Source organism: Streptomyces peucetius (assembly GCF_025854275.1).
Lineage (GTDB): Bacteria > Actinomycetota > Actinomycetes > Streptomycetales > Streptomycetaceae > Streptomyces > Streptomyces peucetius_A.
Genome location: NZ_CP107567.1, coordinates 3695939 through 3722526 on the forward strand (window position 1 = coordinate 3695939; position 26588 = coordinate 3722526).

Genomic DNA, 26588 nt, shown 5'->3' on the forward strand with positions numbered 1-26588 from the left:
AGGCTGGTGAACAAAGCCTCACAAAGGCTCTCCGGCGCGAGAGAGCCGCCGTACGAAGCAGTGCACGTCCTCGCAGGGACCGAGGAGGAACCGACGTCATGGACGAGCGATCCGACGAGCCAGGCCGACCCGCCGCACGCAGGACGAACAGGGCAGGTGAGAGGCGATGAGCTCTCTGCTGCTCCTCACCAACGCACTCCAGCCGTCTACGGAGGTGCTCCCCGCCCTCGGGCTGCTCCTGCACAACGTACGGGTGGCCCCCGCCGAGGGACCGGCCCTCGTGGACACCCCCGGGGCCGACGTGATCCTCGTCGACGGCCGCCGCGACCTGCCGCAGGTGCGGTCGCTGTGCCAGCTGCTGCGGTCCACCGGCCTCGGCTGCCCGCTGATCCTCGTCGTCACCGAGGGCGGCCTCGCGGCCGTCACCGCGGACTGGGGCATCGACGACGTACTCCTCGACACGGCGGGACCCGCGGAGGTCGAGGCGCGGCTGCGGCTCGCGACGGGACGCCGGCAGATCACCTCCGACGACTCGCCGATGGAGATCCGCAACGGCGACCTGTCGGTCGACGAGGCGACGTACAGCGCCAAACTCAAGGGCCGGGTCCTGGACCTGACCTTCAAGGAATTCGAACTGCTCAAATACCTCGCGCAGCACCCGGGCCGCGTCTTCACCCGGGCGCAGCTGCTGCAGGAGGTCTGGGGATACGACTACTTCGGTGGTACGCGCACGGTGGACGTCCATGTGCGGCGGCTGCGCGCCAAACTCGGCCCGGAGCACGAGTCGCTCATCGGAACCGTCCGGAACGTCGGCTACCGATTCGTCGCCCCGGAAAAGGTCGAACGCGCGGCCGAGGAGGCCAAGGCGAAGGCGGCGAAGACGGTAGCCCGTACGGAGGACGGCTCCGGCGTCGAGGAAGCAGCCGTACGCCCTGCCCAGAGGTAGGTCACCCCGCGTAGACTTCGCGCGTGGCCAAGGTGACGCGGGACGATGTGGCGCGACTGGCGGGGACTTCGACCGCGGTCGTCAGCTACGTCATCAACAACGGACCCCGGCCGGTCGCCCCGGCCACGCGCGAGCGGGTACTCGCAGCGATCAAGGAACTGGGGTACCGGCCCGACCGGGTCGCCCAGGCGATGGCGTCCCGGCGCACCGACCTCATAGGCATGATCGTGCCCGACGCCCGGCAGCCGTTCTTCGCGGAAATGGCACACGCGGTCGAACAGGCGGCGGCCGAGCGCGGGAAAATGGTCCTCGTCGGCAATTCCGACTACCGCGACGAGCGCGAGGTCCACTATCTGCGGGCCTTCCTCGGCATGCGGGTCTCGGGACTGATCCTCGTCAGCCAGGGCATGAGCGAGCGGGCCGCGGCGGAGATCGAGGCGTGGGACGCGCGGATCGTGCTGCTGCACGAGCGCCCCGAGGCGATCGACGACGTCGCGGTCGTGACCGACGACATCGGCGGCGCGCAGCTCGCCACCCGGCACCTGCTGGAGCACGGGCACGCGTACGTCGCCTGTCTCGGCGGCGTCGAGTCGACCCCGTCGGTCGGCGACCCGGTGGCCGACCACGTCGAGGGCTGGCGGCGGGCGATGCTCGAGTCGGGGCGCTCTGTGGAAGGCCGGCTCTTCCAGGCGCCGTACAACCGGTACGACGCCTATCAGCTCGCGCTGAAGCTGCTGTCCGGTCCGGACCGGCCGCCGGCGATCTTCTGCTCCACGGACGACCAGGCCTTCGGCGTCCTGCGGGCGGCGCGTGAGCTGCGGATAGACGTACCCGGCGAGCTGGCGGTGGCCGGCTTCGACGACGTCAAGGAGGCGGCCCTGACGGACCCGCCCCTGACGACGATCTCCTCCGACCGCCCGGCGATGGCCCGCGCGGCGGTCGACCTGGTCCTGGACGACGGCCTGCGGGTGGCGGGGTCGCGGCGCGAACGGGTCAAGCTGTTCCCGTCGGGCCTGGTGATCCGCCGGTCCTGCGGGTGCGGGACGCCGGTCTAACGGGGGGGCGCTGAGCGGGCGGGGCGCCTGCGGCGGGCTTGTCCCCCACCCCGACCCTTCCCGAAACCGGGGCAAGCCCCGGACCCCGAAACACCGCGCTCCGCGCGGTGTTTCGGGGGCTCCGCCCCCGGGCCCCCGCGCCTCAAACGCCGGCGAGGCTGATCTCGCGGAGCGAAACCCAGCCCGGCCGGCGTTTGGGGCCACCGCGGGAGCGCGGCACCGGGGTACGGATCCGGGCGGAGCCCGGTTTCGGGAAGGGCGGGCGGGGTGGGGGAACAGCCCGCGTCCCGCGACCGCACCCTTTATAAGGGGCATACACGGTTCTGTCGGGCTTCTCAGCACCGCCTCAGACCGTTCTCATCTACGCCCCCGACAGTCGTTCCCATGACGGACAACTCTCACCGCAGCGACACCCACGCCTATCCCCCGCCGCCTCCCTACACCCCGGCACCCCCGGTGTCGCCGGTGCCCCCCGCGCCCCCCGCGCACCGGGCCAGGGCCAAGCGCCCCGTCGCGCTGATCGCCGCCGTCGCGATCGTCGCCGCGGCCATCGGCGGCGGCACCTCCGCGCTGGTCGGCGAGCTCGCCGGCGACACCGGCGGCAGCGGCTCCAGCCCCGTCGCGACCGGCACCAACGTCTCGCAGAGCAGCAAGGGGACCGTCGCCGGCGTCGCCCAGGCCGTCTCGCCGAGCATCGTCGAGATCAACGCCACGTCGAACACCGGCCGGTCCACCGGCTCCGGCGTGATCATCACGTCGGACGGCGAGATCGTCACCAACAACCACGTCGTCTCCGGCGCCGACAGCATCAAGGTGCGGCTCAGCGACGGCAGGACGTACGAGGCGGACGTCCTCGGCACGGACCCCGGCAAGGACCTCGCCCTGGTCAAGCTTCAGGACGCGTCCGGCCTGAAGGCCGCAGCGCTCGGCGACTCGAGCAAGGTCGAGGTCGGCGACGAGGTCGTCGCGATCGGCTCGCCCGAGGGCCTGACCGGCACGGTGACCAGCGGCATCGTCTCCGCCCTCGACCGGGACGTCACCGTCGCCAAGGACGAGGAGCAGCCGCAGCAGCAGGACCCCCGGCAGACCTGGCCCTTCGAGTTCGGCGGGCAGCAGTTCAACGGCGACACCGGCGACTCGACGACCACCTACAAGGCGATCCAGACCGACGCCTCCCTCAACCCCGGCAACTCCGGCGGCGCGCTGATCAACATGAACGGCGAGATCATCGGCATCAACTCCGCCATGTACTCGCCGAGCTCCGCCACCGGCTCGACGGCCGGCAGTGTCGGCCTCGGCTTCGCGATCCCGGTCAACACGGTCAAGGCCGACCTGGACAGCCTCCGCTCCGGCGACGGCAACTGAGCGCGTGCGAGGCTTGGCCCATGACTGAAGGCGAGCGCGAGCGCATCCTGATCGTCGACGACGAGCCTGCCGTACGCGAGGCGCTGCAGCGTTCCCTCGCGTTCGAGGGGTACGACACGCAGGTCGCCGTCGACGGCGTCGACGCGCTCGCCCGGGCCGAGTCGTACGCGCCCGACCTGATCGTCCTGGACATCCAGATGCCCCGCATGGACGGCCTGACCGCGGCCCGCCGGATGCGGGCCGGGGGTTCGACCGTGCCGATCCTGATGCTCACGGCGCGCGACACGGTCGGCGACCGTGTCACCGGTCTCGACGCCGGCGCGGACGACTACCTGGTCAAGCCGTTCGAGCTGGACGAGCTGTTCGCCCGCATCCGGGCGCTGCTGCGACGCAGCTCGTACGCGTCGGCGGCCGGCACGGAGACGGCGGACGAGAACGTGCTGGCCTTCGCCGATCTGCGGATGGACCTCGCGACCCGTGAGGTCACCCGGGGCACGCGCCGGGTGGAACTGACCCGTACCGAGTTCACACTGCTCGAACTGTTCCTGGCGCACCCGCGTCAGGTGCTCACGCGCGAGCAGATCCTCAAGTCGGTCTGGGGCTTCGACTTCGAACCGAGCTCCAACTCCCTGGACGTGTACGTCATGTATCTGCGGCGCAAGACGGAGGCCGCCGGCGAACCCCGGCTCGTCCACACGGTGCGCGGCGTGGGATACGCGCTGCGGACCGGCGGCCCCGAATGACGAACAGGTTCCGCGCGCTCCCCCTGCGCTCCCGGCTGGCGCTGCTGGCGGCGACGGCGGTGGCGGTCGCCGTCGCGGTCGTCTCGACGGCATGCTGGTTCGTCGTGCGCGGCAAGCTGTACGACGCGGTCGACGACAAGCTGCTCACCAGGGCCGAGAGCCTGAACCTGCGGGCCGTGAGCGTCGAGCTCACCCTGCGCGGCTGCCCGCAGACCGCCGTGCCGCAGAACCAGTTCGCCCCGCCGCGCGACTACTACTACCAACTGGTACGGGCCGACGACGACCGGCCCTGCGTCTTCGCCGCCGACTCGGTCGGAACGGTCCGCGTCGAGGACGGCGACCAGGCGGTGGCGCGACAGGCGGATCCCCGGATCAAGAGCTACCGCGACGGGACGGACACCGAGGGGAACCCCGTGCGGGTGCTGACCGTCGCGGCGTCCGTGGACGCGGGCAACGCGGTCGTACGGGACACCGCCCTGATGATCGGCGTACCGCTCGGCGAGACCGAGCGCACCCTGAACGACCTGGCCCTGCTGCTGCTCGCCGTGTCCGGCATAGGCGTGGTGGGCGCGGGGGCCGCCGGGCTGGCCGTCGCACGCACGGGTCTGAGGCCCGTCGACCGGCTCACGGGCGCCGTCGAGCACATCGCCCGCACCGAGGACCTGAACGTGCGCATCCCCGTCGACGGGGAGGACGAGATCGCCCGGCTGTCCCGGTCGTTCAACGCGATGACCGCCGCGCTGGCGTCGTCGCGCGACCTCCAGAAGCAGCTGATCGCGGACGCGGGCCACGAGCTGCGCACTCCGCTGACGTCGTTGCGGACGAACATCGAGCTGCTCGCCCGGAGCGAGGAGACCGGCCGGGCGATCCCGGCGGACGACCGCCGCGCGCTGCTGGCCTCGGTCAAGGCGCAGATGACCGAGCTGGCCGCGCTCATCGGTGACCTGCAGGAGCTCTCGCGGCCGGACGTGGGCGCGAGCGGACGGGTGCAGGTGGTGGCGCTGCACGAGATCGCGCGGACGGCTCTCGACCGGGCCCGGCTGCGCGGGCCGGAACTGACCTTCACGGCCACGCTGGAGCCGTGGTACGTACGGGCCGATCACGCCGCGCTGGAGCGGGCGCTGGTGAACATCCTGGACAACGCGGTGAAGTTCTCGCCGCCCGGCGGTGAGGTCGAGGTGGGCCTGCGGGCGGGTGAACTGTGGGTGCGCGACCACGGGCCCGGCATCCCGCCGGAGGAACTGCCGCACGTCTTCGAGCGGTTCTGGCGCTCGCAGTCCGCCCGTGCGCTGCCCGGTTCTGGGCTCGGGCTGTCGATCGTGGCCCGTACGGTCCGGGAGGCCGGCGGCGACGCCACGCTGACGCCCGCCGAGGGCGGCGGCACCCGGGCCGTTATCCGGCTGCCGGGCGCGGCGAGCCCACCGCCTGCGATGCCCTGACGTGCCGGCGGGCACCGCAGGCGTCACGGGCGGCGTCGCTCGTGCCGTACGCGGGCGCATGCCGTACGCGGCGCTTGTCGACGACCCACCGGCGGCGCGCCCCGGCACCCGCTACGGTCGTGTACATGCAGCCTCAACATCCTTAACAGGCCCCCGTCCCGCCGCACCCGCCCGTGCCGACCGCCGCGCCCGCCCGCGGCAGGGGGCCGCTCGTGGCCGCTCTGCTGGTCGGGCTGCTGGTGGGCGGCGGAGGCGTGGGCGCCGCCTGGGCGCTGACCGGCTCGGGCGGGGGCGCGGCCGAAAGCGCCGCCGACGACGCCCGTGGCGCGTGCGACGCCCTCGCCGGTCTGGACGAGTCGAAGCTCGCGGCCAAGGGCAAGGAGGGCGAGAAGATGCTCTACCGCTTCGCGGGCGCCTACGACCTGTCCATGGCCGCCGCGGCGGGCGACTCCTCGTACAAGCCGCTCGCGGACGCCGTGACCCGGGCGAACCACCGCCGGCAGCAGGTCTTCGAGATCGACGCCGGGGTGAAGAAGGAGCTGGCAGAGGCCCGCCGGATCTGCGCGGACCTCTGACCCTCCACCCTACCGTCAGCCGTTGTGCCTGATGAGTGAGTCGACCAGCCCTGCCCGGGTGTTCGGGAAGTCCATCGGCACGATGCCCAGCCCGCGCCAGCCGCTCGCCGTGCCGTCGAGGAAGCGGTGCACGCGCGGGTTGAGGTCGTCCGAGTTCCAGCGCGGCGGCAGATACGCCGACGTGCTCACGTAGTTGACGAACAGCTTGCCCGGCTGCTGCACCGCCTTGCGCAGCTGCGCCTCGATCTTCGGGTACTTGTCCCAGGGCGGGGCGTTCCAGTCGTCCTGGATGTCGAACAGCGCGCCGTCCGCGTAACGGACGCCCGGCAGACCGCCGTTGTCGCCGAGCAGCACCACCCGGCCGCGCGCCTCGCCCAGCGCCGGGATGCCGGCGCCGATGCGGAACAGCGAACGCCAGCCGCGGGTGTCGAGGTAGTCGTCGAAGATCGCACGGAAGGTCGCGTCGCTGTCCTCGGAGTACTCCTGCTTGACCCGCATCAGCACCGTCTCCGAGGGGTGCGCGGCAAGGAAGTCCCGGCAGGCGACGAGCACATCGCCGAACATCATGTTCTGGTAGGACGGGCCGTGGTGGATGGCGAACGAGCCGCCGGTGACGCGGCACCGGATGTCGAGGAAGCGGATACCGCTGTCGAGCTGCTGGGCGATGGTGGTGTTCTGGCACTCGCTCCACGGCCCGCCGAAGCGGGCGCCCGAGTCGTGGGTGCCGGGGATCGTCAGTCGTTGCAGGGGCGTCGAGTCGGCGGCACCGGCCATCCAGTCCTGTGCGGACAGGACGCGGCGCGTCGCGGCGGTGGCGTGGGGGGCGCCGATGAGGGCGGCGGCGGACAGGGCCGCAGTGCCCGCGAGGAATCTCCGTCGGTCCATGGCGCGGAGTATGACGCGAGCACGACAATCTCCACCAGGGCTGGGACACCGAAGGGCCCGCACAGGTCCGGACCGGCCGGAAACCGCCCCTGGAACGCCTGTGGGGCGGCAGGCCACCGGCCCGCCGCCCCACCTGCTCCCCTCCTACTGCACGACCGTGATCCGGTCGGCCTTCGGCGGCGCGATCGGCGCGTCCGCCGAGGAGTTCGCCGCCAGGTAGGCGTTGAAGACGTCCAGATCGGACGCACCCACCAGCTTGTTGGTGTGCTCCTTCAGGACGGAGAAGCCGTCACCGCCGCCGGCGAGGAACTCGTTCATCGCGACCCGGTAGCTCTTCGACGGGTCGATCGGCTCGCCGTTCAGCTTCACCGAGTCCACGACGATCCGGTCGGCACCGGTCTTCGTCAGGTCCAGGGTGTACGTGAAGCCCTCCGACACCTGCAGGATCTTCGGCGACTCCTCGTTCGGGCCGCTGACCTGCTGCTGGAGCGCGGTGATCAGCTGAGCGCCGGTCAGGTCGACGACGTTCATCATGTTGGTGAACGGCTGGACCGTGAAGGCCTCCCCGTACGTCACCACACCGTCGCCCTCGCTGCCCGACGCCGCGAAGACCAGGTCCGAGCGGATGCCGCCCGGGTTCATCAGCGCCAGCTGCGCACCGCCCTTGTCGGCCGGGGCGAGGCCCTCGAGCTGCGCGTCCGCGATCAGGTCGCCGAGCGGCTTCTCCGGCGTGGTGGCGCCACGGCCGTTGATGTCCGCGGAGATGAAGCCCTGCGGGCGGTTCGCGATCGGCGCGGCCAGCTCGTTCCAGCGCGTGATCAGGTCGGTCATGTCCTGCGCCTTGGGCTGGTCGCGGCTGACCACGTGGTTCGCCGACTTCACCGACGTCCGCACGATGTCCTTGGTGCGGCGGTCGTAGGTGAGCGTGGTGTCCGTGTAGAGCTTGCCGTACGAGGACGCCGAGGTGACCATGCGCGGCTTGCCCGACGGGTCCGGGATGGTGCACACGTACGCCTGGTGGGTGTGGCCGGTGACCAGCGCGTCGACCCGGGGCGTTATGTTCTTGGCGATGTCCGCGATCGGGCCGGAGATGCCGTCGCCCGCACCCGGCGAGTCGCAGTCGTAGTTGTACGACGTCGACGCCGGCGAGCCGCCCTCGTGGATGAGCGCGACGATCGACTTCACGCCCTGGCGGTCGAGCTCACGGGCGTACTTGTTGACCGTCTCGACCTCGTCGTGGAACTCCAGGCCCTTGATGCCGTTGGCGCTGACGATGTCCGGCGTGCCCTCGAGGGTCACACCGATGAAGCCGATCCTGACACCGTTCTTCTTCCAGACGGTGTACGGCTTCAGGATCGGCTTGCCCGTCGACTTCTTGGTGACGTTGGCCGCGAGGTAGGGGAAGTCCGCGCCCTCGAACTCCTTGCCCTCCTCGTAGCATCCGTCGGTCGGGTGGCAGCCGCCGTTCTGCAGACGTGCCAGCTCGACCGCGCCCTCGTCGAACTCGTGGTTGCCCACGCCCGTCACATCGAGGTCGAGCTTGTTCAGCGCCTCGATCGTCGGCTCGTCGTGGAAGAGCCCGGACAGCAGCGGGCTCGCACCCACCAGGTCACCGGCCGCGGCCGTGACGGAGTACGGGTTGCCCTTGCGCGCCTCGCGCAGCGAGGTCGCCAGGTACTCGACGCCACCGGCCGGGATCGACTTCACCGTGCCGTCGTGCTGGATCTCGGAGACGTTGCCGGCGGAGCCGGCGGGCGGCTCCAGGTTGCCGTGCAGGTCGTTGAAGGAGAGCAGCTGCACATCGACGGTGCGGCCGTGCCCGTGCGCGGGGCCGTGGCGGTCACCGGCGGCCGCACCGGCCGGCAGGGCGGCGACGAGCGCGCCGACGGTCGCGAGCCCGGCGGCAGCCGCGAGAACCCGGCGGCTCCGTCGGGCCGCACGGTGGTTGGGAGGTGTCGCTGACATCTGTCCCCTTGTCAGTTCCAACGTGATGTGAGGGTCGAGCGGCAGCCTAGAGTCAACGCGCGTAGCGCGACAGGGGGATGCGGGTTACGACCTGGTTGCCGTCTTCCGTCAACGGGTGATTTGCCGCCTATCACCCTTACGGCGGACATATTTACGCAGAAACGTCACCGCACAGGTGGCCGCCGCAAGTGTGTACGCCATGAACAACGACACGGCGGCCGCAGCCGCCCGCGTACCCGCCCAGGGCTCGGGCACAGAACTGCCGTCCGGCTTCTTCGACCTCGTCGACGAACTCAAGACGATCGTGCGGGGCGCGCACGTGCGGACCCAGCTCAAGGTGAACACCGAGATGATCGGCATGTATTGGGAGATCGGCGCAGCACTTCTGCAACGCCGGCAGCAGGAGGGGTGGGGCACCAAGATCATCGACAGGGTCGGCGTCGAACTGCGGACCGCGTTCCCGAACCAGCGCGGCTTCTCGACCCGCAGCCTGCACTACATGCAGAAGATGGGCCCGCCTGTGGCCCGAGCCAATTGTGCAGCAGACCGCTGCACTTCGGGCAGCTGGGCTTCTACGTGTCCGTCGTCGACGACCTCGTCAGGGACAAGGAGGTCGACGGCCCCGCCCTCGGCATCCTCATCGCGGAGAGCCGGGACCGGGCCGTCGTCGAGTTCGCGCTGCGCGGGCACAACGCACCGATGGCCGTCAGCACCTACGCCGGACTGCCGGATCAGGTCCGGGCCCTGATGCCGAGGGCCGAGGACCTGACCCGGATCGCCGACGGCGTACTCGGCGCGGCGCCGGAGGACCGGTGAGGGGCGGCGGCTCCGCCGTACCCTCGAAGCATGACGATCGACGCAGTGATTCCGGAGCCCGGCCGGCAGATCCAGTCCCTCGACGAACTCACGCCCGGGCAGGCCGAGGCAGTGCTGGAGGTACTCGCGGAGGCCGCACGGTCCGACGGGATGCAGGCCGTTTCCGAGCAGGGGCGGCTCCAGCTGCGCGGCGGGCGGCGCGAGGGCGTGCGGCACTTCCTCCTCACCGTCGGCAACCAGCTCGTCGGATACGCACAGCTGGAGGACACCGACCCCGTCGAGGCCCCGGCCGCCGAGCTCGTGGTGCACCCGGGCCACCGCGGCCGCGGACACGGGCGGGCGCTGGGCACGACGGTCCTGGACGCCTCCGGCAAGCGGCTGCGGATGTGGGCGCACGGCGGCAAGTCGGCCGCCCGGCACATGGCCCAGGTCCTCGGGCTGACGCTCTTCCGTGAACTGCGGCAGCTCCGCCGCCCCTTGAGCCCGCAGGGCATCCCCGAGCCGGTCTACCCGCCCGGCGTCACCGTGCGCACCTTCGTACCGGGCCAGGACGACGCCGCCTGGCTCGCGGTGAACGCCGCCGCCTTCGCCCACCACCCCGAGCAGGGGACGCTGGCCCAGCGGGACCTCGACGACCGCAAGGCCGAGCCGTGGTTCGACCCGAAGGGCTTCTTCCTGGCCGAGCGGGACGGGGAGATCATCGGCTTCCACTGGACGAAGGTGCACGCGGAGGAGCAGCTCGGCGAGGTGTACGTCCTGGGCATCCGCCCCGACGCCCAGGGCGGCGGCCTCGGCAAGGCCCTCACCGCGACCGGCCTGCGCCACCTCGCCGCGCAGGGCCTGCCGACCGCGATGCTCTACGTGGACGCCGACAATCCGGCGGCGCTGCGCGTGTACGAGCGGATGGGGTTCGTAACGCACGAGGTGGACCTGATGTACCGCACCGAGACCTGATCCGGCCCGGACAACGGGGAGAGAGGGCGGTGTCGTCGGCACCGTCCCCTCCGCCCCCTGCACCCGGAGACGTCCTGCACGATCGCCGTCGGCGTGAGTGGGCGTGAGTGGGCCGGAGTCGGCACGGCAGCGGCAACGTAGGAGCCCGGCCCGGTCGCAGTCGGTGACACCCCTGCTTGTGGTTCGCCGCCGCCGGGACGGCGTCGGCGGCCGGGACCGTCACTGTCATGGCCGCCGTCGCGATCGGGCTCCTCCGGCGGCCTGGACACCGCCACCGTCGTCGCCCTCGCGGGCGCGGCGTCCCGGGCGGCGTCCGGATCCTGCGCGCGCGGCACGGCCGGCGCCCCGGCGGGGCCCGCACGACTCCCCAGGGCCCCGCCACGCTTTCCCTCGCGTCATGTTCTTGTTACCGGGCATTCAGACGCCCTTGCGACCCTCGCTCAATGCAGCCTGCTGTGCCCGCCTCCTCGAACGGCAGAAAACCTCTCGCTCCGGCCCCTTCCGACGCGCCGGTGACAGCCCACGCGCGGAACAATGGGCTCATGAGCCAGCAGCCCGCCGAGGTCCCGGTCCAGCACCCCCAGCCGTCCGTCGCGTCCATAGCCGCGCACCGGCCGCACGCCGTCGCCGCCACGGTCTCCGATCTCGAGCCCGACCTCGACTCGGATCTCGACTCCTACGAGGAGGACTCCGAGTCCGCGTACGGCTCCGAGCTGCCCCAGGGGCGGTTCCTGGACCGGGAGCGCAGTTGGCTCGCGTTCAACGAGCGGGTCCTCGAACTCGCGGAGGACCCCGCCACGCCGCTGCTCGAGCGCGCCAACTTCCTCGCGATCTTCGCCTCCAACCTGGACGAGTTCTTCATGGTCCGCGTCGCCGGCCTGAAGCGCCGGATCGCGACCGGCGTCGCCACCCGTTCGGCATCCGGTCTGCAGCCCCGCGAGGTGCTCGACCTGATCTGGACCCGTTCCCGCGAGCTCATGGCCCGGCACGCCGCCTGCTTCCAGCAGGACGTCGCCCCGGCCCTGGCCGACGAGGGCGTTCACCTCATCCGCTGGCCCGACCTCACAGAGAAGGAGCAGGCCCGCCTCTTCACGCTCTTCAGGCAGCAGATCTTCCCGGTCCTGACCCCGCTGGCCGTGGACCCCGCGCACCCCTTCCCGTACATCTCGGGGCTCTCGCTCAACCTCGCCGTCGTCGTGCGCAACCCGGTCAGCGGCCATCGCCACTTCGCCCGGGTCAAGGTCCCGCCGCTGCTCTCCCGCTTCCTGGAGGCCTCGCCCCAGCGGTACGTCCCGCTGGAGGACGTCATCGCGGCGCACCTCGAAGAGCTCTTCCCCGGCATGGAGGTGCTGGCCCACCACATGTTCCGGGTGACCCGGAACGAGGACCTGGAGGTCGAGGAGGACGACGCGGAGAACCTCCTCAAGGCCCTGGAGAAGGAGCTCATGCGCCGCCGCTTCGGCCCGCCGGTGCGCCTGGAGGTCGAGGAGTCGATCGACCCGTACGTCCTCGACCTGCTGGTGCGCGAGCTGAAGGTCTCCGACGCCGAGGTGTACCCGCTGCCCGGGCCGCTGGACCTCACCGGTCTGTTCGGCATCTCGGCGCTGGACCGGCCGGAGCTGAAGTTCCCCAAGTACGTCGCCGGCACCCACCGCGACCTCTCCGAGGTCGAGTCCGCGTCCGCCCCCGACATCTTCATGGCGCTGCGCGAACGGGACGTGCTGCTGCACCACCCGTACGACTCCTTCTCGACGTCCGTCCAGGCCTTCCTGGAGCAGGCCGCCGCCGACCCGGACGTCCTCGCGATCAAGCAGACGCTGTACCGCACCTCCGGCGACTCCCCGATAGTCGACGCGCTGATCGACGCCGCCGAGTCGGGCAAGCAGGTCCTCGTCCTCGTCGAGATCAAGGCCCGCTTCGACGAGCAGGCCAACATCAAGTGGGCGCGCAAGCTGGAGGAGTCCGGCTGCCACGTCGTCTACGGGCTCGTCGGGCTGAAGACCCACTGCAAGCTGTCGCTGGTCGTCCGCCAGGAGGGCGAGACACTGCGGCGCTACTCGCACGTCGGCACCGGCAACTACCACCCGAAGACCGCCCGGCTCTACGAGGACCTGGGCCTGCTCACCGCCGACCCGCAGGTCGGCGCGGACCTCTCGGACCTGTTCAACCGGCTGTCCGGCTACTCGCGCCGCGAGACGTACCGGCGGCTGCTGGTCGCGCCCAAGTCGCTGCGGGACGGGCTGATCTCCCGGATAAACAAGGAGATCGTCCACCACCGGGCCGGACGCCCCGCCTACGTGCGCATCAAGGTCAACTCGATGGTGGACGAGGCGATCATCGACGCCTGCTACCGGGCGGCCATGGCGGGCGTGCCGGTCGACATCTGGGTGCGCGGCATCTGCGCGATACGCCCGGGCGTGGCCGGCCTCTCGGAGAACGTCCGGGTCCGCTCGGTCCTCGGCCGCTTCCTTGAGCACTCCCGGGTCTTCGCCTTCGGCAACGGCGGCGAACCGGAAGTGTGGTTCGGCAGCGCCGACATGATGCACAGGAACCTCGATCGCCGGATCGAGGCACTGGTACGGGTCACCGACCCGGCCCACCGCGCGGCACTCAGCAGGCTGCTGGAGAGCGGCATGTCCGACACCACGTCCTCCTGGCACCTCGGCCCGGACGGCGCGTGGACCCGGCATGCGGCGGACTCCGACGGCCAGCCGCTGCGGAACGTACAGGAGATGCTCATAGACGCCCGGAGGCGCCGGCGTGCACAGCCCTGAACTTCCTCGGCCGGACACCGGGCCGGACGGCACTCTCGCGGGGACGGCGGGTGAGGCGGTGGCCCACTACCTCCACGCCCAGGCCGCCTGCTTCCTGCGCAGTCTGCGCCGGCACGGCGAGAGCGGCGCGGAGACGGCGGCGGTCGCGGAGTCGGCCCACGCGCTACGGACCGCGTCCCGCCGCATCGGCGGCACGCTGCACACGTTCCGCGCGCTGCTGGACCCGGTCTGGGCGGACGGTCTGCGTACGGAACTGGCGTGGCTGTCGACGACCCTGGCCCAGGAACACGCCTGCACGTCCCGTCTGTCCCGCCTGCTGGACGCCCTGTCCCGACTCTCGGGCACGTCACCGCTGCCCCCGGCGCGCGGCGAGGCGTTCCCGCTCCGCGGTCAGGCCGATGCGGCAGGCGACCGGACGACCGGAGCGGACACCGCGGCGCACCGTGACGCGGCCGGTTCGGCCAGCGCGGGCGACGACTCCCGGGCCGACGCCGCAGGCGTCGCGCACCACGGCGCGGGCGGGCAGCGGCCGCGCGGCGGCCGGGAAGACGTGACCGCGGCCGACATGACCGCGGCCGCCGGCGACCCGGCCCAGGTGACCGCGGCGATCAGAGCGAGCGCCGCCGCCGGCCCGCAGGGCACCCCCGAGCGCTCGGCGCGGGGTGCCGGACGGGCCGGCGCGGGCGCGCTGGCCGTGGGCGCCGCGCGGGCCGGGGCGCTGCTGGAGCGCCAGCTCACACTCGCCCGGACCCGCGCCCACTCCGCCGCGCTGCAGGCGCTGGGCTCCTCCCGCTTCCACGCGGTCGCGGACGCCGTCGCCTTACTGGCTTCCGAGCTGCCGCTCGGCCCCGCGGCCGCCGGCCCCGCCGGGGAGACGCTCGCGCAGCCCGCCCAGGCCGCCGAGCGGCGGCTCCTGGCGGCGGTCGCCGAACTGCCGCTGGGCAGGGCGGCCCACCCGTACAACGCCGAAGCGCTGTTCAGCGGCCTCGCCCCCGTCTCCGCCTCCGCCGGTGAGGCGCAGGACGCGCCCTGGCACGAGGTCCGCAGACTGCTGCGGCTGCACCGCTACGCGCAGGAGGTGCTCCACCCCGGCGCCGACCCGGTCCTGTGCCATGCGGGCCTGGTGCTGGACCGGCACCGCGACGCCGCCGAAGCGGCTGCCGCGGCGGCCGATGCCGCCCGCACGCCGCGCATCGCCCCGGCCACGGCCTACGCCCTCGGCGTGCTCCACGCCGACCAGCGGCACGAGGTCGAGGCGGCCCGGTTCGCCTTCCAGCAGGAATGGCGCCACGCCTCGGCCCGGACCACCACGTCGGTCACGGCGGTCACGGCGCCGTGACCGGCGGGGACACCGTGCTCGCCGCGGGATGCGTGCTCTGGCGCCGCTCCCCGTACGGGGGCGGCGGTCTCGAGATCTGCCTCGTGCACCGGCCGAAGTACGACGACTGGTCCCATCCCAAAGGCAAGCTGAAGCGCGGCGAGGACTCGCTCGCCGCCGCCCTGCGCGAGGTGCTGGAGGAGACCGGCCACCGCTGTGTCCCGGGCGCCCGCCTGCCCACCGTCCGCTACCTCGCGGGGGGTCGGCCCAAGCAGGTCGTCTACTGGGCCGCCGAGGCGACCACCGGCGCTTTCGCCGCCGGCGACGAGGTCGACCGCATCGTGTGGCTGCCGCCGGCCGCGGCGCGCGGCAGGCTCACCCACCCCCGTGATCGCGCACTTGTCGACGCGCTGTTGCAGGCTCTGCACACCACGTGAGCTTCCGAAGTGTGCCGTATGCCCCTCTGATGCCGATTCGCACCTCCCCGTACATCGCTCCACTACGCCCGGACGGGTGAACGTTCGAATGAGCACCGGGTCGCCGGTCACGGTTCACCTCGCGTTCACTCTCTCCCGTCGGCCGCTTCATCTCATCTGCCTAATTTCGGCCTCAGACGGTGACCGGCACGGTGCTGGTCCCCCCACCCCGACGCACGCCGCCACCGACGGCGGCAACTGGAAGGAACACCAGAAAGTGAAGCTTCAGCGCAAGAACGGGCTTCGCGCCACCGCGCTCGGCGCCCTCGCGATCTCCGGCGCCCTGGTCCTCACGGCGTGTGGTTCGGACGACAACACGGGCACCAACACCGAGGGCGGCGAGAAGACCAGCGCTGCGTCGAACATCAAGTGCGACGACGCGAAGGGCCAGATTCTCGCGGCCGGCTCGAGCGCCCAGAAGAACGCCATGGACCTGTGGGTCAAGAACTTCCAGGCCGCCTGCTCCGGCGTCGAGGTCAACTACCAGGCCATCGGCTCCGGCGGCGGCATCACCAAGTTCACCCAGGGCCAGGTCGCCTTCGCCGGCTCCGACTCCGCGCTGAAGCCGGAGGAGGTCGAGGAGTCGAAGAAGATCTGCAAGAGCGGGCAGGGCATCAACCTGCCGATGGTCGGCGGCCCCGTCGCGATCGGCTACAACCTGGACGGCGTGGACGACCTCGTCCTCGACTCCACCACGATCGCGAAGATCTTCGACTCGAAGATCAAGAAGTGGAACGACCCGGCCATCGCCAAGCTCAACCCCGACGCCAAGCTGCCGGACTCCGCCATCCAGGCGTTCCACCGCTCCGACGAGTCGGGCACGACCCAGAACCTGCACAAGTACCTCAGCGAGGCCGCCCCGGCCGACTGGAAGCACGACCCCAAGTCGAAGTCGTGGCTGGCCCCCGGTGGCCAGGCCGCCAACGGCTCCTCCGGTGTCGCCTCCCAGGTGAAGCAGACCCAGGGCTCGATCGGCTACTTCGAGCTGTCGTACGCGACCTCGCAGTCGATCTCCACCGTCAAGCTCGACACCGGTGCCGCCGCCCCGGTCGAGGCGACCAGCGAGAACGCCTCCAAGGCCATCGCCGCCGCCAAGATCAAGGGCACCGGCAAGGACCTTGCCCTGTCCCTCGACTACAAGACCAAGGCCGAGGGCGCCTACCCGATCATCCTCGTGACGTACGAGATCGCCTGCGACAAGGGCAACAAGCCGGAGACCCTGCCGACGCTGAAGGCGTTCCTCAACTACACCGCGAGCGAGGAGGGCCAGAAGGTCCTCACCGACGCCGGCTACGCGCCGCTGCCGGCCGAGATCGCGGCCAAGGTCCGCGAGATCGTCCCCACCCTGTCCTGATGGCCGGCCGGGGCCGGTCCGCACGGACCGGCCCCGGCATCCGGTGCACCGCCGCCTGGAGCCCCACGGTTCCGCAGACCGGAGACCCCGATGGATACAGCAACCACCACATCACCCCCACCGCCCCGCGCGGAGGAAGCACAGCGCACCATGCGCGGCAAGCCGCGCCCCGGTGACCGCATATTCCTGGGCCTGTCCCGGGGGGCCGGCATCACCCTGCTGGTGATCATGGCCGCGATCGCGGGATTCCTCGCGTACCGCGCCGGGATCGCCATCTCCAAGAACGACGCCAACTTCCTCACCGAGTCCGAGTGGAACCCGGCCGGCGACCCGCCGGTCTTCGGTATCGCCGTACTGGCCTTCGGCACGATCGTCAGCTCGGTCATCGCCATGGTCATCGCCGTGCCGGTCGCCATCGGCATCGCGCTGTTCATCTCGCACTACGCGCCGCGGAAGATCGCCACCCCGCTCGCCTACGTCGTCGACCTGCTCGCCGCCGTGCCCAGCATCATCTACGGCCTCTGGGGCGCCCTCTTCCTCGTGCCCTACCTCGACGGCCTGAACCGCTGGCTCGACGAGTACCTCGGCTGGACGTACATCTTCGAGAAGACCGGTGAGGGCGTCGCCCGGAACCTGTTCACCGTTGGCGTCCTGCTCGCGATCATGATCCTGCCGATCATCACCAACGTCACCCGCGAGGTCTTCCTCCAGGTGCCGAAGATGCATGAGGAGGCCGCCCTGGCGCTCGGCGCCACCCGCTGGGAGGTCATCCGCATGTCGGTACTGCCCTTCGGCCGCTCCGGCATCATCAGCGCCTCCATGCTGGGCCTGGGCCGCGCCCTCGGCGAGACGATGGCCGTCGCCGTCGTCCTGTCGCCGAGCTTCATCATCTCCGGCCACCTGCTCGACCCGGGCGGCGGCACCTTCGCGCAGAACATCGCCGCGAAGTTCAACGAGGCGGACGGATTCGGCCGTGACGCGCTCATCGCCTCCGGTCTCGTCCTGTTCGTGATCACCCTGCTGGTCAACGGAGCGGCACGCCTGATCATCGCTCGCCGCAAGGAGTACTCGGGGGCCAACGCATGAGCCAGCTCGTATCGGAGAAGCGTCCGGTGGCCGCCGTGACCACCGGTTCCCTCTCCCACGCCCGCCTCCCGCGCTGGGCCCCGGCCGCCATCGCCGCCGGCTCGATCGCCGCCGGCTGCGGCGTCGGCCTGGCCGCCGGCTGGCACAGCCGCGTCCAGTGGGGCATGATCGCCGCGCTGATCTTCGTCCTCGCCACCTATGTGATCACCACCAAGGTCGAGAACTCCCGCCAGGCCAAGGACCGCGTCGCCACCAGCATCGTCTGGGTGTGCTTCGTCCTGGCCGTCGTGCCGCTGTTCTCGCTCGGCTGGGTCACGATCAGCGAGGGCATGGGAGTGGTCGACGGCTACTTCCTCGGCCACTCCATGAACGGTGTCCTCGACGTCCAGCCCGGCGGCGGCATCTACCACGCGCTGCTCGGCACGATCGAGCAGGTCCTCATCGCCGCGGTGATCGCCGCCCCGATCGGCCTGCTCAGCGCGATCTACCTCGTCGAGTACGGGCGCGGCAAGCTGGCCAAGGCCGTCACCTTCTTCGTCGACGTCATGACCGGCATTCCCTCCATCGTCGCGGGCCTGTTCGTCCTCGCGACCTGGAACCTGATGCTGGGCTTCGGCCCCTCCGGCTTCGCCGGCGGACTCGCCCTCGCCATCCTGATGATGCCGGTGGTCGTCCGCTCCACCGAGGAAATGCTGAAGCTGGTACCGAACGAGCTGCGCGAGGCCTCCCTCGCCCTGGGCGTACCGAAGTGGCGGACCATCCTGAAGGTGGTCCTGCCCACCGCGATCGGTGGCATCACCACCGGCGTGATGCTCGCCGTCGCGCGCGTCACCGGTGAGACCGCCCCGGTACTGCTCCTCGTTTTCGGCACGAGGCTGATCAACCCGAATCCGTTCGAAGGCGCCCAGTCCTCGCTGCCGCTCTACGTGTACGAGCAGTACGCGGTCGGCACCGACGCCTCGATCGCGCGCGCCTGGGGCGCCGCCCTGGTTCTGATCGCCTTCGTCATGATCCTCAACCTGGTGGCCCGCGGCATCGCCCGCTGGAAGGCCCCGAAGACCGGAAAGTAGAACCACCATGGCCAAGCGAATCGATGTATCCGGCCTGACCGCCTACTACGGCTCCCACAAGGCGATCGACGACATCTCCATGACCGTCGAGCCCCGCTCCGTGACGGCCTTCATCGGCCCGTCCGGCTGCGGCAAGTCCACCTTCCTGCGCACCCTCAACCGCATGCACGAGGTCACCCCCGGCGGCCGCGTCGAGGGCAAGGTCATGCTGGACGACGAGGACCTGTACGGGTCGCACGTCGACCCGGTCGCCGTGCGCCGCACCGTCGGCATGGTCTTCCAGCGGCCGAACCCCTTCCCGACCATGTCGATCTTCGACAACGTCGCGGCGGGCCTGCGGCTGAACGGCTCGTACAAGAAGAGCAAGCTCGCGGAGATCGTCGAGCGCTCGCTCAGGGGCGCGAACCTCTGGAACGAGGTCAAGGACCGGCTGAACAAGCCCGGCTCCGGCCTGTCCGGCGGTCAGCAGCAGCGTCTGTGCATCGCCCGCGCGATCGCGGTCGAGCCCGACGTGCTGCTGATGGACGAGCCCTGCTCGGCCCTCGACCCGATCTCGACGCTCGCGATCGAGGACCTGATCGGCGAGCTGAAGGAGCGCTTCACGATCGTCATCGTGACGCACAACATGCAGCAGGCGGCGCGGGTCTCCGACCGCACGGCCTTCTTCAACCTCGCGGCGGTCGGCCAGCCCGGCAAGCTCATCGAGATCGACGAGACCGAGCGGATCTTCGCGAACCCGTCCGTCCAGGCGACCGAGGACTACATCTCGGGACGCTTCGGATAAGGCGTCTGCGGGTGCTGCATGGCGGTGCCACCCGCAAGACGACGGGCCCGCCCCTCTCCCAGGGGGCGGGCCCACCCATTTCCCGCCCGCCGACGAACGGGCCCGGTCCGGGGCTCGCCCCCGGACCCCGTCACGGCGCTCCACCCCGGGCCCGCTCTGTCCTACGGGCGGTGTTCGGGCTCCACTACCGGCCCCGGTTCTCCGGGCGGGGGTTCGGGGCTTCGGCCCCGGGCCCGGTACCGCGCCTGGCGCGGTGGCCTCCATCGCCGGCCGGGCTGGATATGCCGCTGCGCGGGCAAAGCAGCCTCGCTGGGGGTCCGCCCCCTATGCCTGGCGGCGTGGGAGGTGCCCCCACCCACGGCCGCCGGGCCGTAGGGGGAGTTTGAGGCGCGGGGTTCGGGGCGGAGCCCCGACGGGACCGGCAAGTTCAACCCCGCCGGCGTTTGAGGCGCGGGGGTCCGGGGGCGGAGCCCCCGTGGAGTGGGGTCCGGGGCGGAGTCCCGGTTTCGGGGAGGGGCGGGGTGGGGGGACGGCCCCGCGCGGCGGCCACCGCACAACGCAACGGCCCCCGTCGCCCACAGGACAACGGAGGCCGTGAAGAACCGCAGGCCCGTCAGCCGAAGATCACGTACACCACGCCATAGCTCAGCGCAGCGACGACCGCCGCCGCCGGCATCGTGATGAACCACCCCATGATGATGTTCTTCGCGACACCCCACCGCACCGCGTTCACCCGCTTCGTCGCGCCGGCACCCATGATCGCCGAGGTGATCACATGCGTCGTCGAGATCGGCGCGTGGAACAGGAACGCCGAGCCGAACATGATCGACGCGCCCGTCGTCTCCGCCGCGAACCCCTGCGGCGGGTCCAGCTCGATGATCTTGCGGCCGAGGGTCCGCATGATCCGCCAGCCGCCCGCGTACGTACCCAGCGACAGCGTCACCGCGCACGCGATCTTGACCCAGACCGGGATCGGGTCGCCCGCGTTCTCGACGTCGGCGATGACGAGGGCCATCACCACGATGCCCATCGTCTTCTGCGCGTCCTGCAGACCGTGACCGAGCGCCATCCCCGCCGCGGAGACCGTCTGCGCGATACGAAAGCCCCGCTTGGCCTTGTGCGGATTGGCCTTGCGGAAGATCCACATGATGCCGACCATCACCAGGTAGCCGACGCCCAGGCCGACCACCGGCGAGATGAACATCGGGATGACGATCTTCTCGAGGACACCGGTCCAGATGACCTCCGTCCCGCCCGCGAGCGCCGCGCCGACCATGCCGCCGAACAGCGCGTGCGACGAGGACGACGGCAGGCCGAAGTACCAGGTGATCAGGTTCCAGACGATCGCACCGACCAGCGCGGCGAACAGGATGCCCATGCCGCTCGCGCCGACCGGCGTCTCGATGATCCCCTCGCTGACCGTCTTGGCGACGCCCTGCCCGAGGAAGGCACCGGCGAGGTTCATCACCGCGGCCATGACCAGTGCCGCGCGCGGGGTCAGGGCCCGTGTGGAGACGGACGTCGCGATCGCGTTCGCGGAGTCGTGGAAGCCGTTGGTATAGGTGAAGAAGAGCGCGACCCCGATGGTCACGACCAGGGCGAAGGTGTCCACGTGGTTCAGGACTCCTTGACCGCGATTGTCTCCACCGTGTTCGCGACGTGCTCGAACGCGTCCGCGGCCTCCTCGAGCACATCGACGATCTGCTTGAGCTTGAGGACCTCGATGGCGTCGTACTTGCCGTTGAAGAGGTGGGCGAGCAGCTTGCGGTGGATCTGGTCCGCCTGGTTCTCCAGCCGGTTGACCTCAATCCAGTACTCGGTGAGGTTGTCCATGGTCCGCAGGTGCGGCATCGCTTCGGCGGTCAGCTCGGCGGCCCGTGCCAGGACCTCGATCTGCTGCTCGACGCCCTTGGGCAGTTCCTCGACGTTGTAGAGGACGACCAGGTCGACGGCCTCCTCCATGAAGTCCATGATGTCGTCGAGGGACGATGCGAGGGAGTAGATGTCCTCGCGGTCGAAGGGCGTGATGAAGGAGGAGTTCAGCTGATGGAAGATCGCATGGGTCGCGTCGTCGCCCGCATGCTCCGCCGCCCGCATCCGTTCCGCGATCTCGGCCCTGGCGGAGGATTCCGCCCCGAGCAGTTCCATCAGGAGCTTCGAGCCCGTGACGATGTTGTCCGCGGACGCGGCAAACATGTCGTAGAAGCTCGTCTCCCTGGGGGTCAGACGAAATCGCACGTGGGGTCCTCGGGGTGCTGGGATTCGGTCAGGCTGATGCTAGGCGCATCATCCGGCCACGGCTAACCGGCAGTATCCCAGTGTCGCCCATCAGGCAAACCGATCAGCACGGACCCCCTCCACTTTCCGCACGATTCGTTACCATATACCCACGAGGGGTATACGACCCCTTTCTGGACAACGGGAGGACGCGATGACGACCACCGAGGCGGCCGGCCTTCCGGTCACGGACCACGAAACCGACCACGACCGCGGGGTGCACGGGTACCACAAGCAGAAGGACGAGCACCTCAAGCGCCTGCGGCGGATCGAGGGCCAGATCCGCGGCCTGCAGCGGATGGTCGACGAGGACGTGTACTGCATCGACATACTCACCCAGGTTTCGGCGTCCACCAAGGCTCTGCAGTCCTTCGCGCTCCAGCTGCTGGAGGAGCACCTGCGGCACTGTGTCGCCGATGCGGCGGTGAAGGGCGGCGACGAGGTCGACGCCAAGGTGGAGGAAGCGACGAAGGCCATCGCCCGTCTGCTGCGCACCTGACCGGCCCGTCCCGCCCCCGGCGGGCCGCCCGCTTCCGGCCCCGCACCCCGCTTCCGGGGCCGCCTCCGGTGGCTTGATCTCGTCGGTCCCGGTCAGGCTCTCCGACGGCCGGGCGGCTGTCTGACGCCCGGGCCCTGCGGCCGGGCGGCAGACGCCTTGGGGGACGGCGGCCTCGGTGACGGCAGGTCCTGGCGGTCGCCGCGCACCGTGCGGTCCGCCGCCACCATCAGGACCTCGTCGATACGGTCCGGGCTGAGCCGCTCCCCGGCCGCGGCCGACGCGGCGATCATCAGTTCACCGCACAGTTCGATCTCGGCGAGTGCCACGTGGTCGTCCTGGACGGTGGCCGTAAGGGGCGGAGCCACGTGCAATCACCTCTTCCGGCCGATGTCGGTCTCCTAGCGTAGGGAGCGGTGCACGCCCCGCGCATGGCACGTCCGGACCATTTAGGTTCTGACACTCCCGGACCGGGCCCGTGTGGTCTCCGCGGCTCGGGTCACCGGGCGCCGCACGCTCAGAGCTCGACCTTCCCGGAGTAGATGTCCCGTTCGTCCGGCAACCGGACGACCACCTTCGCCCCGAAGTCGAAGAGGACCGTGGTCGACGTGACGTCGATCGTCCGGCCCTCGTTGGCGAAGGTGAAGCGGTGCCGCACCTTGCGGAGTCTGCCCGCCTCGTCCAGATAGGCGTCGAACGGCACCACGTCCTTGGCGAACCCTTTCACCGCCGCGGCCAGTGACTCCCGCGTATGCGGAGCCGCCGCCTGCGCCGCCCGCCCGATGTCGGTCGTGCCCTTGAAGTGCCGCACCTTCTGGCCGCAAAGCTCCACGTGCCCCACGTACTCCACCCGGTCGGCGCCACGCAGCAGTTCCGCGGCGGCGAGCGGATCGGTCGCCCCGCCCGTGACCAGGTTCCCGTCGTCCAGCGTGGTCGTGTCGACCCGGACCCACTTGTCCGGCGGCACACCCGCGCCGCGGTTCTTCATGTACAGGGCGCCGGGCGTCAGCAGTTCGGTGATCGGCTCGTGCTCCTCCGCACCGGCGGCGTCCGGCGGCAGAACCACCGTAAGCCTGCCCATACCGCGTACGAAGTCGTATCCGCCCTCGCCCCGGATGGTGACCCGCGTCCCGCCGGACGCCATCTCCATCGACGTACGCGCCTTGGAGCTACGGGCGCCCGCCAGCGTGTCCGCGGCCCTGCGCACCTCGTCGGCCGAGTCGCCGGACCGGACCGCACCGCCCTCGCCGTCCACGGCGGCGGCGCCCGGCCCGGAGCATCCGGCGGCCGTGGCCACGGCCACGGCCGCCACAACGGCGACCGCCCCGCTCCTGCGCTTGTGCTGCACCACCATCGCCTGCCAACCCCCAACGCCGGACCGCTGCTTGATACGGGACTCACCCTTGCCCTCGGCCCCGGGGGCCTGGGACACCCATTCGCATAACGACGGGCCCGGGCACCTCGTCACGCGGAGCACCCGGGGTTTACGGCCGCTGCCGCGGCAGTACCTTTGACCTGTGCCCCAGCAGGACCTGTCGGCCGGTGAGCCGGCGACGCACCTCACCACGACCGTCGAGCGCGGTTCCTTCGCCGTCGCCCGTTGCAGCTGCGGCTGGTCGGGCCCGGCCAGACGCTCCCGCGACACGGCCCGGACGGACGCCAGGTCGCACACCTCGGAGCCGTGAGCCGGTGGCACCCCGGCGACATGCCCCGCTGTGCCCGGCGACCCGACCGCGACGGGAACCCACCGGTCACGGGAGCCGTCTCGTTCCCCAGGAGGTTCCATGGAGCTGGACCGGCGATCGCTGCTGACCACCGCTGTCGTCGCCCTGACCACGAGCGCCGCCGCCGGCTGCACGGGCCAGGAGACGGGCGCCCCGACGCGCACCCCCGTCCCCACCCGTACCCCGCCGACGCCGTCCTCCGGCACGGCCGCCGCCCCGGACTGGGCCGCACTCGCCCGCGGTCTCGACGGCCGGCTGATCCGGCCCGGGGACGCGGATTACGCGAGCTCGCGGCAGCTGTACAACACCCGCTTCGACTCGCTGAAGCCGGCGGCCGTCGCCTATGTGGCGGGCGAGGACGACGTGCGCGAGTGCCTCGCCTACGCGAAGGCGCACGGCACCCCCGTGTCGATCCGCAACGGCGGCCACTCCTACGGCGGCTGGTCGTCCGGGAACGGGCGCCTCGTCATCGACGTGTCGTCACTGGACCGGATCGGGGCCGACGGCTCGATCGGCGCCGGCGCCAAACTCGTCGACGTCTACAACACCCTCGCCCGGCACGGCCGTACCGTCCCCGCCGGCTCCTGTCCCACCGTGGGCCTCTCCGGCCTCGCCCTCGGCGGCGGGCACGGCGTCACCTCCCGCGCCTACGGGCTGACCTGCGACAGCATGACGGAGGCCACGATCGTCACCGCCGACGGCAAGCGGCTGGTCGTGAGCGCGAACGAGAACAAGGACCTCTTCTGGGCACTGCGCGGCGCGGGCAACGGCAACTTCGGCGTCGTGACCGGGTTCCGTTTCCGTACGCACCCGGCGCCCGAGACCGTCTCCGCGTTCCTCAACTGGCCCTGGCAGAAGGCGGAGCCGGTGCTCGCCGCCTGGCAGCGCTGGGGCCCCGGCCAGCCGGACGAGATCTGGTCGTCGCTCCACCTCGCCGCCGGCCCCGGCGGCTCCCGCCCCACCCTGTCCGTCGCCGCCTTCACGCTCGGCAGTCAAGGCGATCTGCAGAACGCGCTCGACCGGCTCGCGGACGCGGTCGGTTCGCCCGCCTCCTCCGTCGCCCTGCGCCCCCGCAGCTACCGCGACGCCATGCTCGGCTACGCGAACTGCCTCTCCCTCACCGAGGAGCAGTGCCGGCTGCCGGGCACCACCCCGGGCCGTGACCGGCAGGGCGCGCTGCCCCGGGAGACGTACGCCTCGGCCTCCGACTTCTACGACCGCGACATCACGGCCGGCGGGCGGCGCGCGCTGATCGCGGCGGCGGAGGCGTTCACCCGCATCCCGGCCGGCGCGAGCGGCGGCGGCGGTTCGATCGCGCTGACCGCGCTCGGCGGCGCGATCAACCGGGTCGATCCGCTGGCGACGTCGTTCGTGCACCGGCGCTCGCGGATGCTGGCCCAGTACATCGCCGCCTGGCGGCCGGGCACGGAGGGAACCTCCCAGCAGGCGTGGCTGAAGGACACCCATGCGTCGATGCGCCGGTACGCGTCGGGAGCGGCGTACCAGAACTACGCCGACCCGACTCTCACCGACTGGCGCCGCGCCTACTACGGCCCGGCCCTCGACCGGCTCACCCGCCTGAAGAGGCAGTACGACCCCGACCGCCTCTTCGACTTCCCGCAGGCGCTGTAGGCCCCGGCCGCACGTCCGTGCCGCGGGTCAGGCGGCGAGGCCGTTCTCTCCGGGGCCGTCGGCCCGTGGGTCCGGGATGCCCAGCGTCTCCGCCCGCGGCGCGGTCCCGGCCGCGGCACGCTTCGACCGTACGACCCACCCGAAGTGGCGCGAGGCCGCGATCGCCGACACCAACGGGGTGAGCAGCGCGAGGGCGAGCGGCGCGAGCAGCAGCGCCGCCGCCGTGCCGAGCGCGAACCCGCCGATGACGTCGGTCGGGTAGTGCACGCCCATGTAGACCCGGCAGAAACCTTCGGCGACCGCGAGGCCCAGAGCGGCGAGCCCGAACCTGCGGTGGGCGATGAACAGCCCGGCGGCGATCGCCATCGCGATCGTCGCGTGGTCGCTCACGAACGAGTAGTCGGTCTTTCCCTTGACGAGGATCTCGATGCCCTCATGGTCGAGGAAGGGACGCGGTCTCTCCACGAAGCCCCGGATGGGGATGTTGATCAACAGCGCGATCCCGGCCGCGAGCGGGGTCCAGATCAGTCCGGCGACCGCCGACACCGACTCCTCCGCGGTGCCGCGCCGGCGCACGCTCCACCAGCACCACAGCACCACCAGCACCATCGCGAGCATGATCCCGTACTCGCCGACGAACTCCATGGTCCGGTCGAACCAGGCGGGTGCGTCCTTGGCGAGGCCGTTGATGTCGTAGAGCAGGCCGACATCCGGGTTCAGCCCGTCTGCTGCGAGTCCAGCCATCTGCTGCGGCCCCTTGCCTTGTGCCTGCCGGCGCACCTGCCTGTGCGCCGCTCATCAACCCCCGTGGTGGTGCGGTACCCGCTGCATGGTCAGTGCGGCCATCTCTGCAC

General features: G+C 71.2%; 25 protein-coding genes and 1 pseudogene. 19 read left to right on the plus strand and 7 right to left on the minus strand.

All coding sequences use genetic code 11. The features are described from left to right. Window positions 1–166: 166 nt before the first annotated feature. The 6 genes from OGH68_RS16910 to OGH68_RS16935 all read left to right on the plus strand — a co-directional run bounded on the left by OGH68_RS16910 (window position 167) and on the right by OGH68_RS16935 (window position 6123). Window positions 167–946, plus strand: coding sequence for a response regulator transcription factor (locus OGH68_RS16910; protein WP_264244926.1), 780 nt, complete (start codon window positions 167–169; stop codon window positions 944–946). 23 nt (window positions 947–969) lie between these two features. Then, a complete protein-coding gene (locus OGH68_RS16915) occupies window positions 970–2001 on the plus strand; it encodes a LacI family DNA-binding transcriptional regulator (RefSeq protein ID WP_264244927.1) in 1032 nt (343 codons plus the stop codon). Between the two features lie 384 nt (window positions 2002–2385). Continuing rightward, on the plus strand, window positions 2386–3366 hold the full coding sequence (locus OGH68_RS16920; RefSeq protein ID WP_264244929.1) for a S1C family serine protease: 981 nt from the start codon (window positions 2386–2388) through the stop codon (window positions 3364–3366). Between the two features lie 20 nt (window positions 3367–3386). Then, window positions 3387–4109 carry a response regulator transcription factor gene (locus tag OGH68_RS16925; RefSeq protein WP_264244931.1) on the plus strand — a complete coding sequence of 241 codons (723 nt, stop codon included), beginning with the start codon at window positions 3387–3389 and terminating at the stop codon, window positions 4107–4109. Next, a complete protein-coding gene (locus OGH68_RS16930; RefSeq protein ID WP_264244933.1) occupies window positions 4106–5548 on the plus strand; it encodes a sensor histidine kinase in 1443 nt (480 codons plus the stop codon). Before OGH68_RS16925 ends, OGH68_RS16930 begins: the two co-directional genes overlap by 4 nt. A 212-nt stretch (window positions 5549–5760) precedes the next feature. Next, window positions 5761–6123: a hypothetical protein gene (locus tag OGH68_RS16935; RefSeq protein WP_264244934.1), complete on the plus strand. Its 363-nt coding sequence runs from the start codon at window positions 5761–5763 to the stop codon at window positions 6121–6123. 15 nt (window positions 6124–6138) lie between these two features. Here the strand turns inward: OGH68_RS16935 and OGH68_RS16940 are convergent, their stop codons facing one another. Together OGH68_RS16940 and OGH68_RS16945 are read right to left on the minus strand one after the other, a co-directional pair. After that, the gene (locus OGH68_RS16940; RefSeq protein WP_264244936.1) at window positions 6139–7008 is read right to left on the minus strand and encodes a phosphatidylinositol-specific phospholipase C; all 870 of its coding nucleotides are present in this window, start codon (window positions 7006–7008) and stop codon (window positions 6139–6141) included. 144 nt (window positions 7009–7152) lie between these two features. Beyond that, the gene (locus tag OGH68_RS16945) at window positions 7153–8973 is read right to left on the minus strand and encodes a bifunctional metallophosphatase/5'-nucleotidase (protein ID WP_264244938.1); all 1821 of its coding nucleotides are present in this window, start codon (window positions 8971–8973) and stop codon (window positions 7153–7155) included. A 349-nt stretch (window positions 8974–9322) separates the two neighbouring features. Between OGH68_RS16945 and OGH68_RS16950 the strand changes: the two are divergent. The 10 genes and pseudogenes from OGH68_RS16950 to pstB form a co-directional block, all read left to right on the plus strand. Beyond that, a pseudogene (locus OGH68_RS16950) lies at window positions 9323–9421 on the plus strand (hypothetical protein); the annotation flags it as partial. A gap of 86 nt (window positions 9422–9507) precedes the next feature. Then, window positions 9508–9789, plus strand: coding sequence for a PDDEXK nuclease domain-containing protein (locus tag OGH68_RS16955; protein ID WP_264244940.1), 282 nt, complete (start codon window positions 9508–9510; stop codon window positions 9787–9789). A 30-nt stretch (window positions 9790–9819) separates the two neighbouring features. Then, window positions 9820–10743, plus strand: coding sequence for a mycothiol synthase (mshD, locus tag OGH68_RS16960; RefSeq protein ID WP_264244942.1), 924 nt, complete (start codon window positions 9820–9822; stop codon window positions 10741–10743). A 542-nt stretch (window positions 10744–11285) separates the two neighbouring features. Further along, the gene (locus tag OGH68_RS16965) at window positions 11286–13517 is read left to right on the plus strand and encodes an RNA degradosome polyphosphate kinase (protein ID WP_264244945.1); all 2232 of its coding nucleotides are present in this window, start codon (window positions 11286–11288) and stop codon (window positions 13515–13517) included. Further along, window positions 13504–14856, plus strand: a complete 1353-nt coding sequence (locus OGH68_RS16970; RefSeq protein ID WP_264244947.1) for a CHAD domain-containing protein — start codon at window positions 13504–13506, stop codon at window positions 14854–14856. The genes OGH68_RS16965 and OGH68_RS16970 overlap by 14 nt, the downstream gene beginning before the upstream one ends. Next, window positions 14799–15272 (plus strand): NUDIX hydrolase, encoded by a 474-nt coding sequence (locus OGH68_RS16975; RefSeq protein WP_413470993.1) that lies wholly within the window; start codon window positions 14799–14801, stop codon window positions 15270–15272. The genes OGH68_RS16970 and OGH68_RS16975 overlap by 58 nt, the downstream gene beginning before the upstream one ends. A 256-nt stretch (window positions 15273–15528) precedes the next feature. Continuing rightward, the gene (gene pstS / locus OGH68_RS16980) at window positions 15529–16665 is read left to right on the plus strand and encodes a phosphate ABC transporter substrate-binding protein PstS (protein ID WP_264244951.1); all 1137 of its coding nucleotides are present in this window, start codon (window positions 15529–15531) and stop codon (window positions 16663–16665) included. Between the two features lie 90 nt (window positions 16666–16755). After that, the gene (pstC, locus tag OGH68_RS16985) at window positions 16756–17751 is read left to right on the plus strand and encodes a phosphate ABC transporter permease subunit PstC (RefSeq protein ID WP_413470994.1); all 996 of its coding nucleotides are present in this window, start codon (window positions 16756–16758) and stop codon (window positions 17749–17751) included. Continuing rightward, on the plus strand, window positions 17748–18821 hold the full coding sequence (gene pstA, locus OGH68_RS16990) for a phosphate ABC transporter permease PstA (protein WP_264244952.1): 1074 nt from the start codon (window positions 17748–17750) through the stop codon (window positions 18819–18821). The genes pstC and pstA overlap by 4 nt, the downstream gene beginning before the upstream one ends. A 7-nt stretch (window positions 18822–18828) precedes the next feature. After that, on the plus strand, window positions 18829–19605 hold the full coding sequence (gene pstB / locus OGH68_RS16995) for a phosphate ABC transporter ATP-binding protein PstB (RefSeq protein ID WP_264244954.1): 777 nt from the start codon (window positions 18829–18831) through the stop codon (window positions 19603–19605). A gap of 613 nt (window positions 19606–20218) precedes the next feature. Here pstB and OGH68_RS17000 read toward each other — a convergent pair. Both OGH68_RS17000 and OGH68_RS17005 read right to left on the minus strand, forming a co-directional pair. Next, complete coding sequence (locus OGH68_RS17000) at window positions 20219–21217, minus strand: inorganic phosphate transporter (RefSeq protein ID WP_264244956.1); 999 nt, start codon at window positions 21215–21217, stop codon at window positions 20219–20221. A gap of 5 nt (window positions 21218–21222) precedes the next feature. Further along, complete coding sequence (locus tag OGH68_RS17005) at window positions 21223–21843, minus strand: DUF47 domain-containing protein (protein WP_147987079.1); 621 nt, start codon at window positions 21841–21843, stop codon at window positions 21223–21225. Between the two features lie 193 nt (window positions 21844–22036). Between OGH68_RS17005 and OGH68_RS17010 the strand changes: the two genes are divergently transcribed. After that, a complete protein-coding gene (locus OGH68_RS17010) occupies window positions 22037–22381 on the plus strand; it encodes a metal-sensitive transcriptional regulator (RefSeq protein WP_264244958.1) in 345 nt (114 codons plus the stop codon). A gap of 92 nt (window positions 22382–22473) precedes the next feature. Here the strand turns inward: OGH68_RS17010 and OGH68_RS17015 are convergent, their stop codons facing one another. Both OGH68_RS17015 and OGH68_RS17020 read right to left on the minus strand, forming a co-directional pair. Next, window positions 22474–22746, minus strand: coding sequence for a hypothetical protein (locus tag OGH68_RS17015; RefSeq protein ID WP_264250460.1), 273 nt, complete (start codon window positions 22744–22746; stop codon window positions 22474–22476). 149 nt (window positions 22747–22895) lie between these two features. After that, entirely contained in the window at window positions 22896–23732 is an 837-nt protein-coding gene (locus OGH68_RS17020) for a hypothetical protein (RefSeq protein ID WP_264244960.1), read from the minus strand. Between the two features lie 163 nt (window positions 23733–23895). Here OGH68_RS17020 and OGH68_RS17025 point away from each other — a divergent pair, with 163 nt between their 5' ends. Both OGH68_RS17025 and OGH68_RS17030 read left to right on the plus strand, forming a co-directional pair. After that, complete coding sequence (locus tag OGH68_RS17025; RefSeq protein ID WP_264244962.1) at window positions 23896–24063, plus strand: hypothetical protein; 168 nt, start codon at window positions 23896–23898, stop codon at window positions 24061–24063. Window positions 24064–24168: 105 nt separating this feature from the next. Continuing rightward, on the plus strand, window positions 24169–25734 hold the full coding sequence (locus OGH68_RS17030) for an FAD-binding oxidoreductase (protein WP_413471113.1): 1566 nt from the start codon (window positions 24169–24171) through the stop codon (window positions 25732–25734). Between the two features lie 27 nt (window positions 25735–25761). On the opposite strand, the gene OGH68_RS17035 is transcribed toward OGH68_RS17030, so the two are convergent. After that, the gene (locus OGH68_RS17035) at window positions 25762–26478 is read right to left on the minus strand and encodes a phosphatase PAP2 family protein (RefSeq protein WP_264244966.1); all 717 of its coding nucleotides are present in this window, start codon (window positions 26476–26478) and stop codon (window positions 25762–25764) included. Window positions 26479–26588 lie beyond the last annotated feature (110 nt).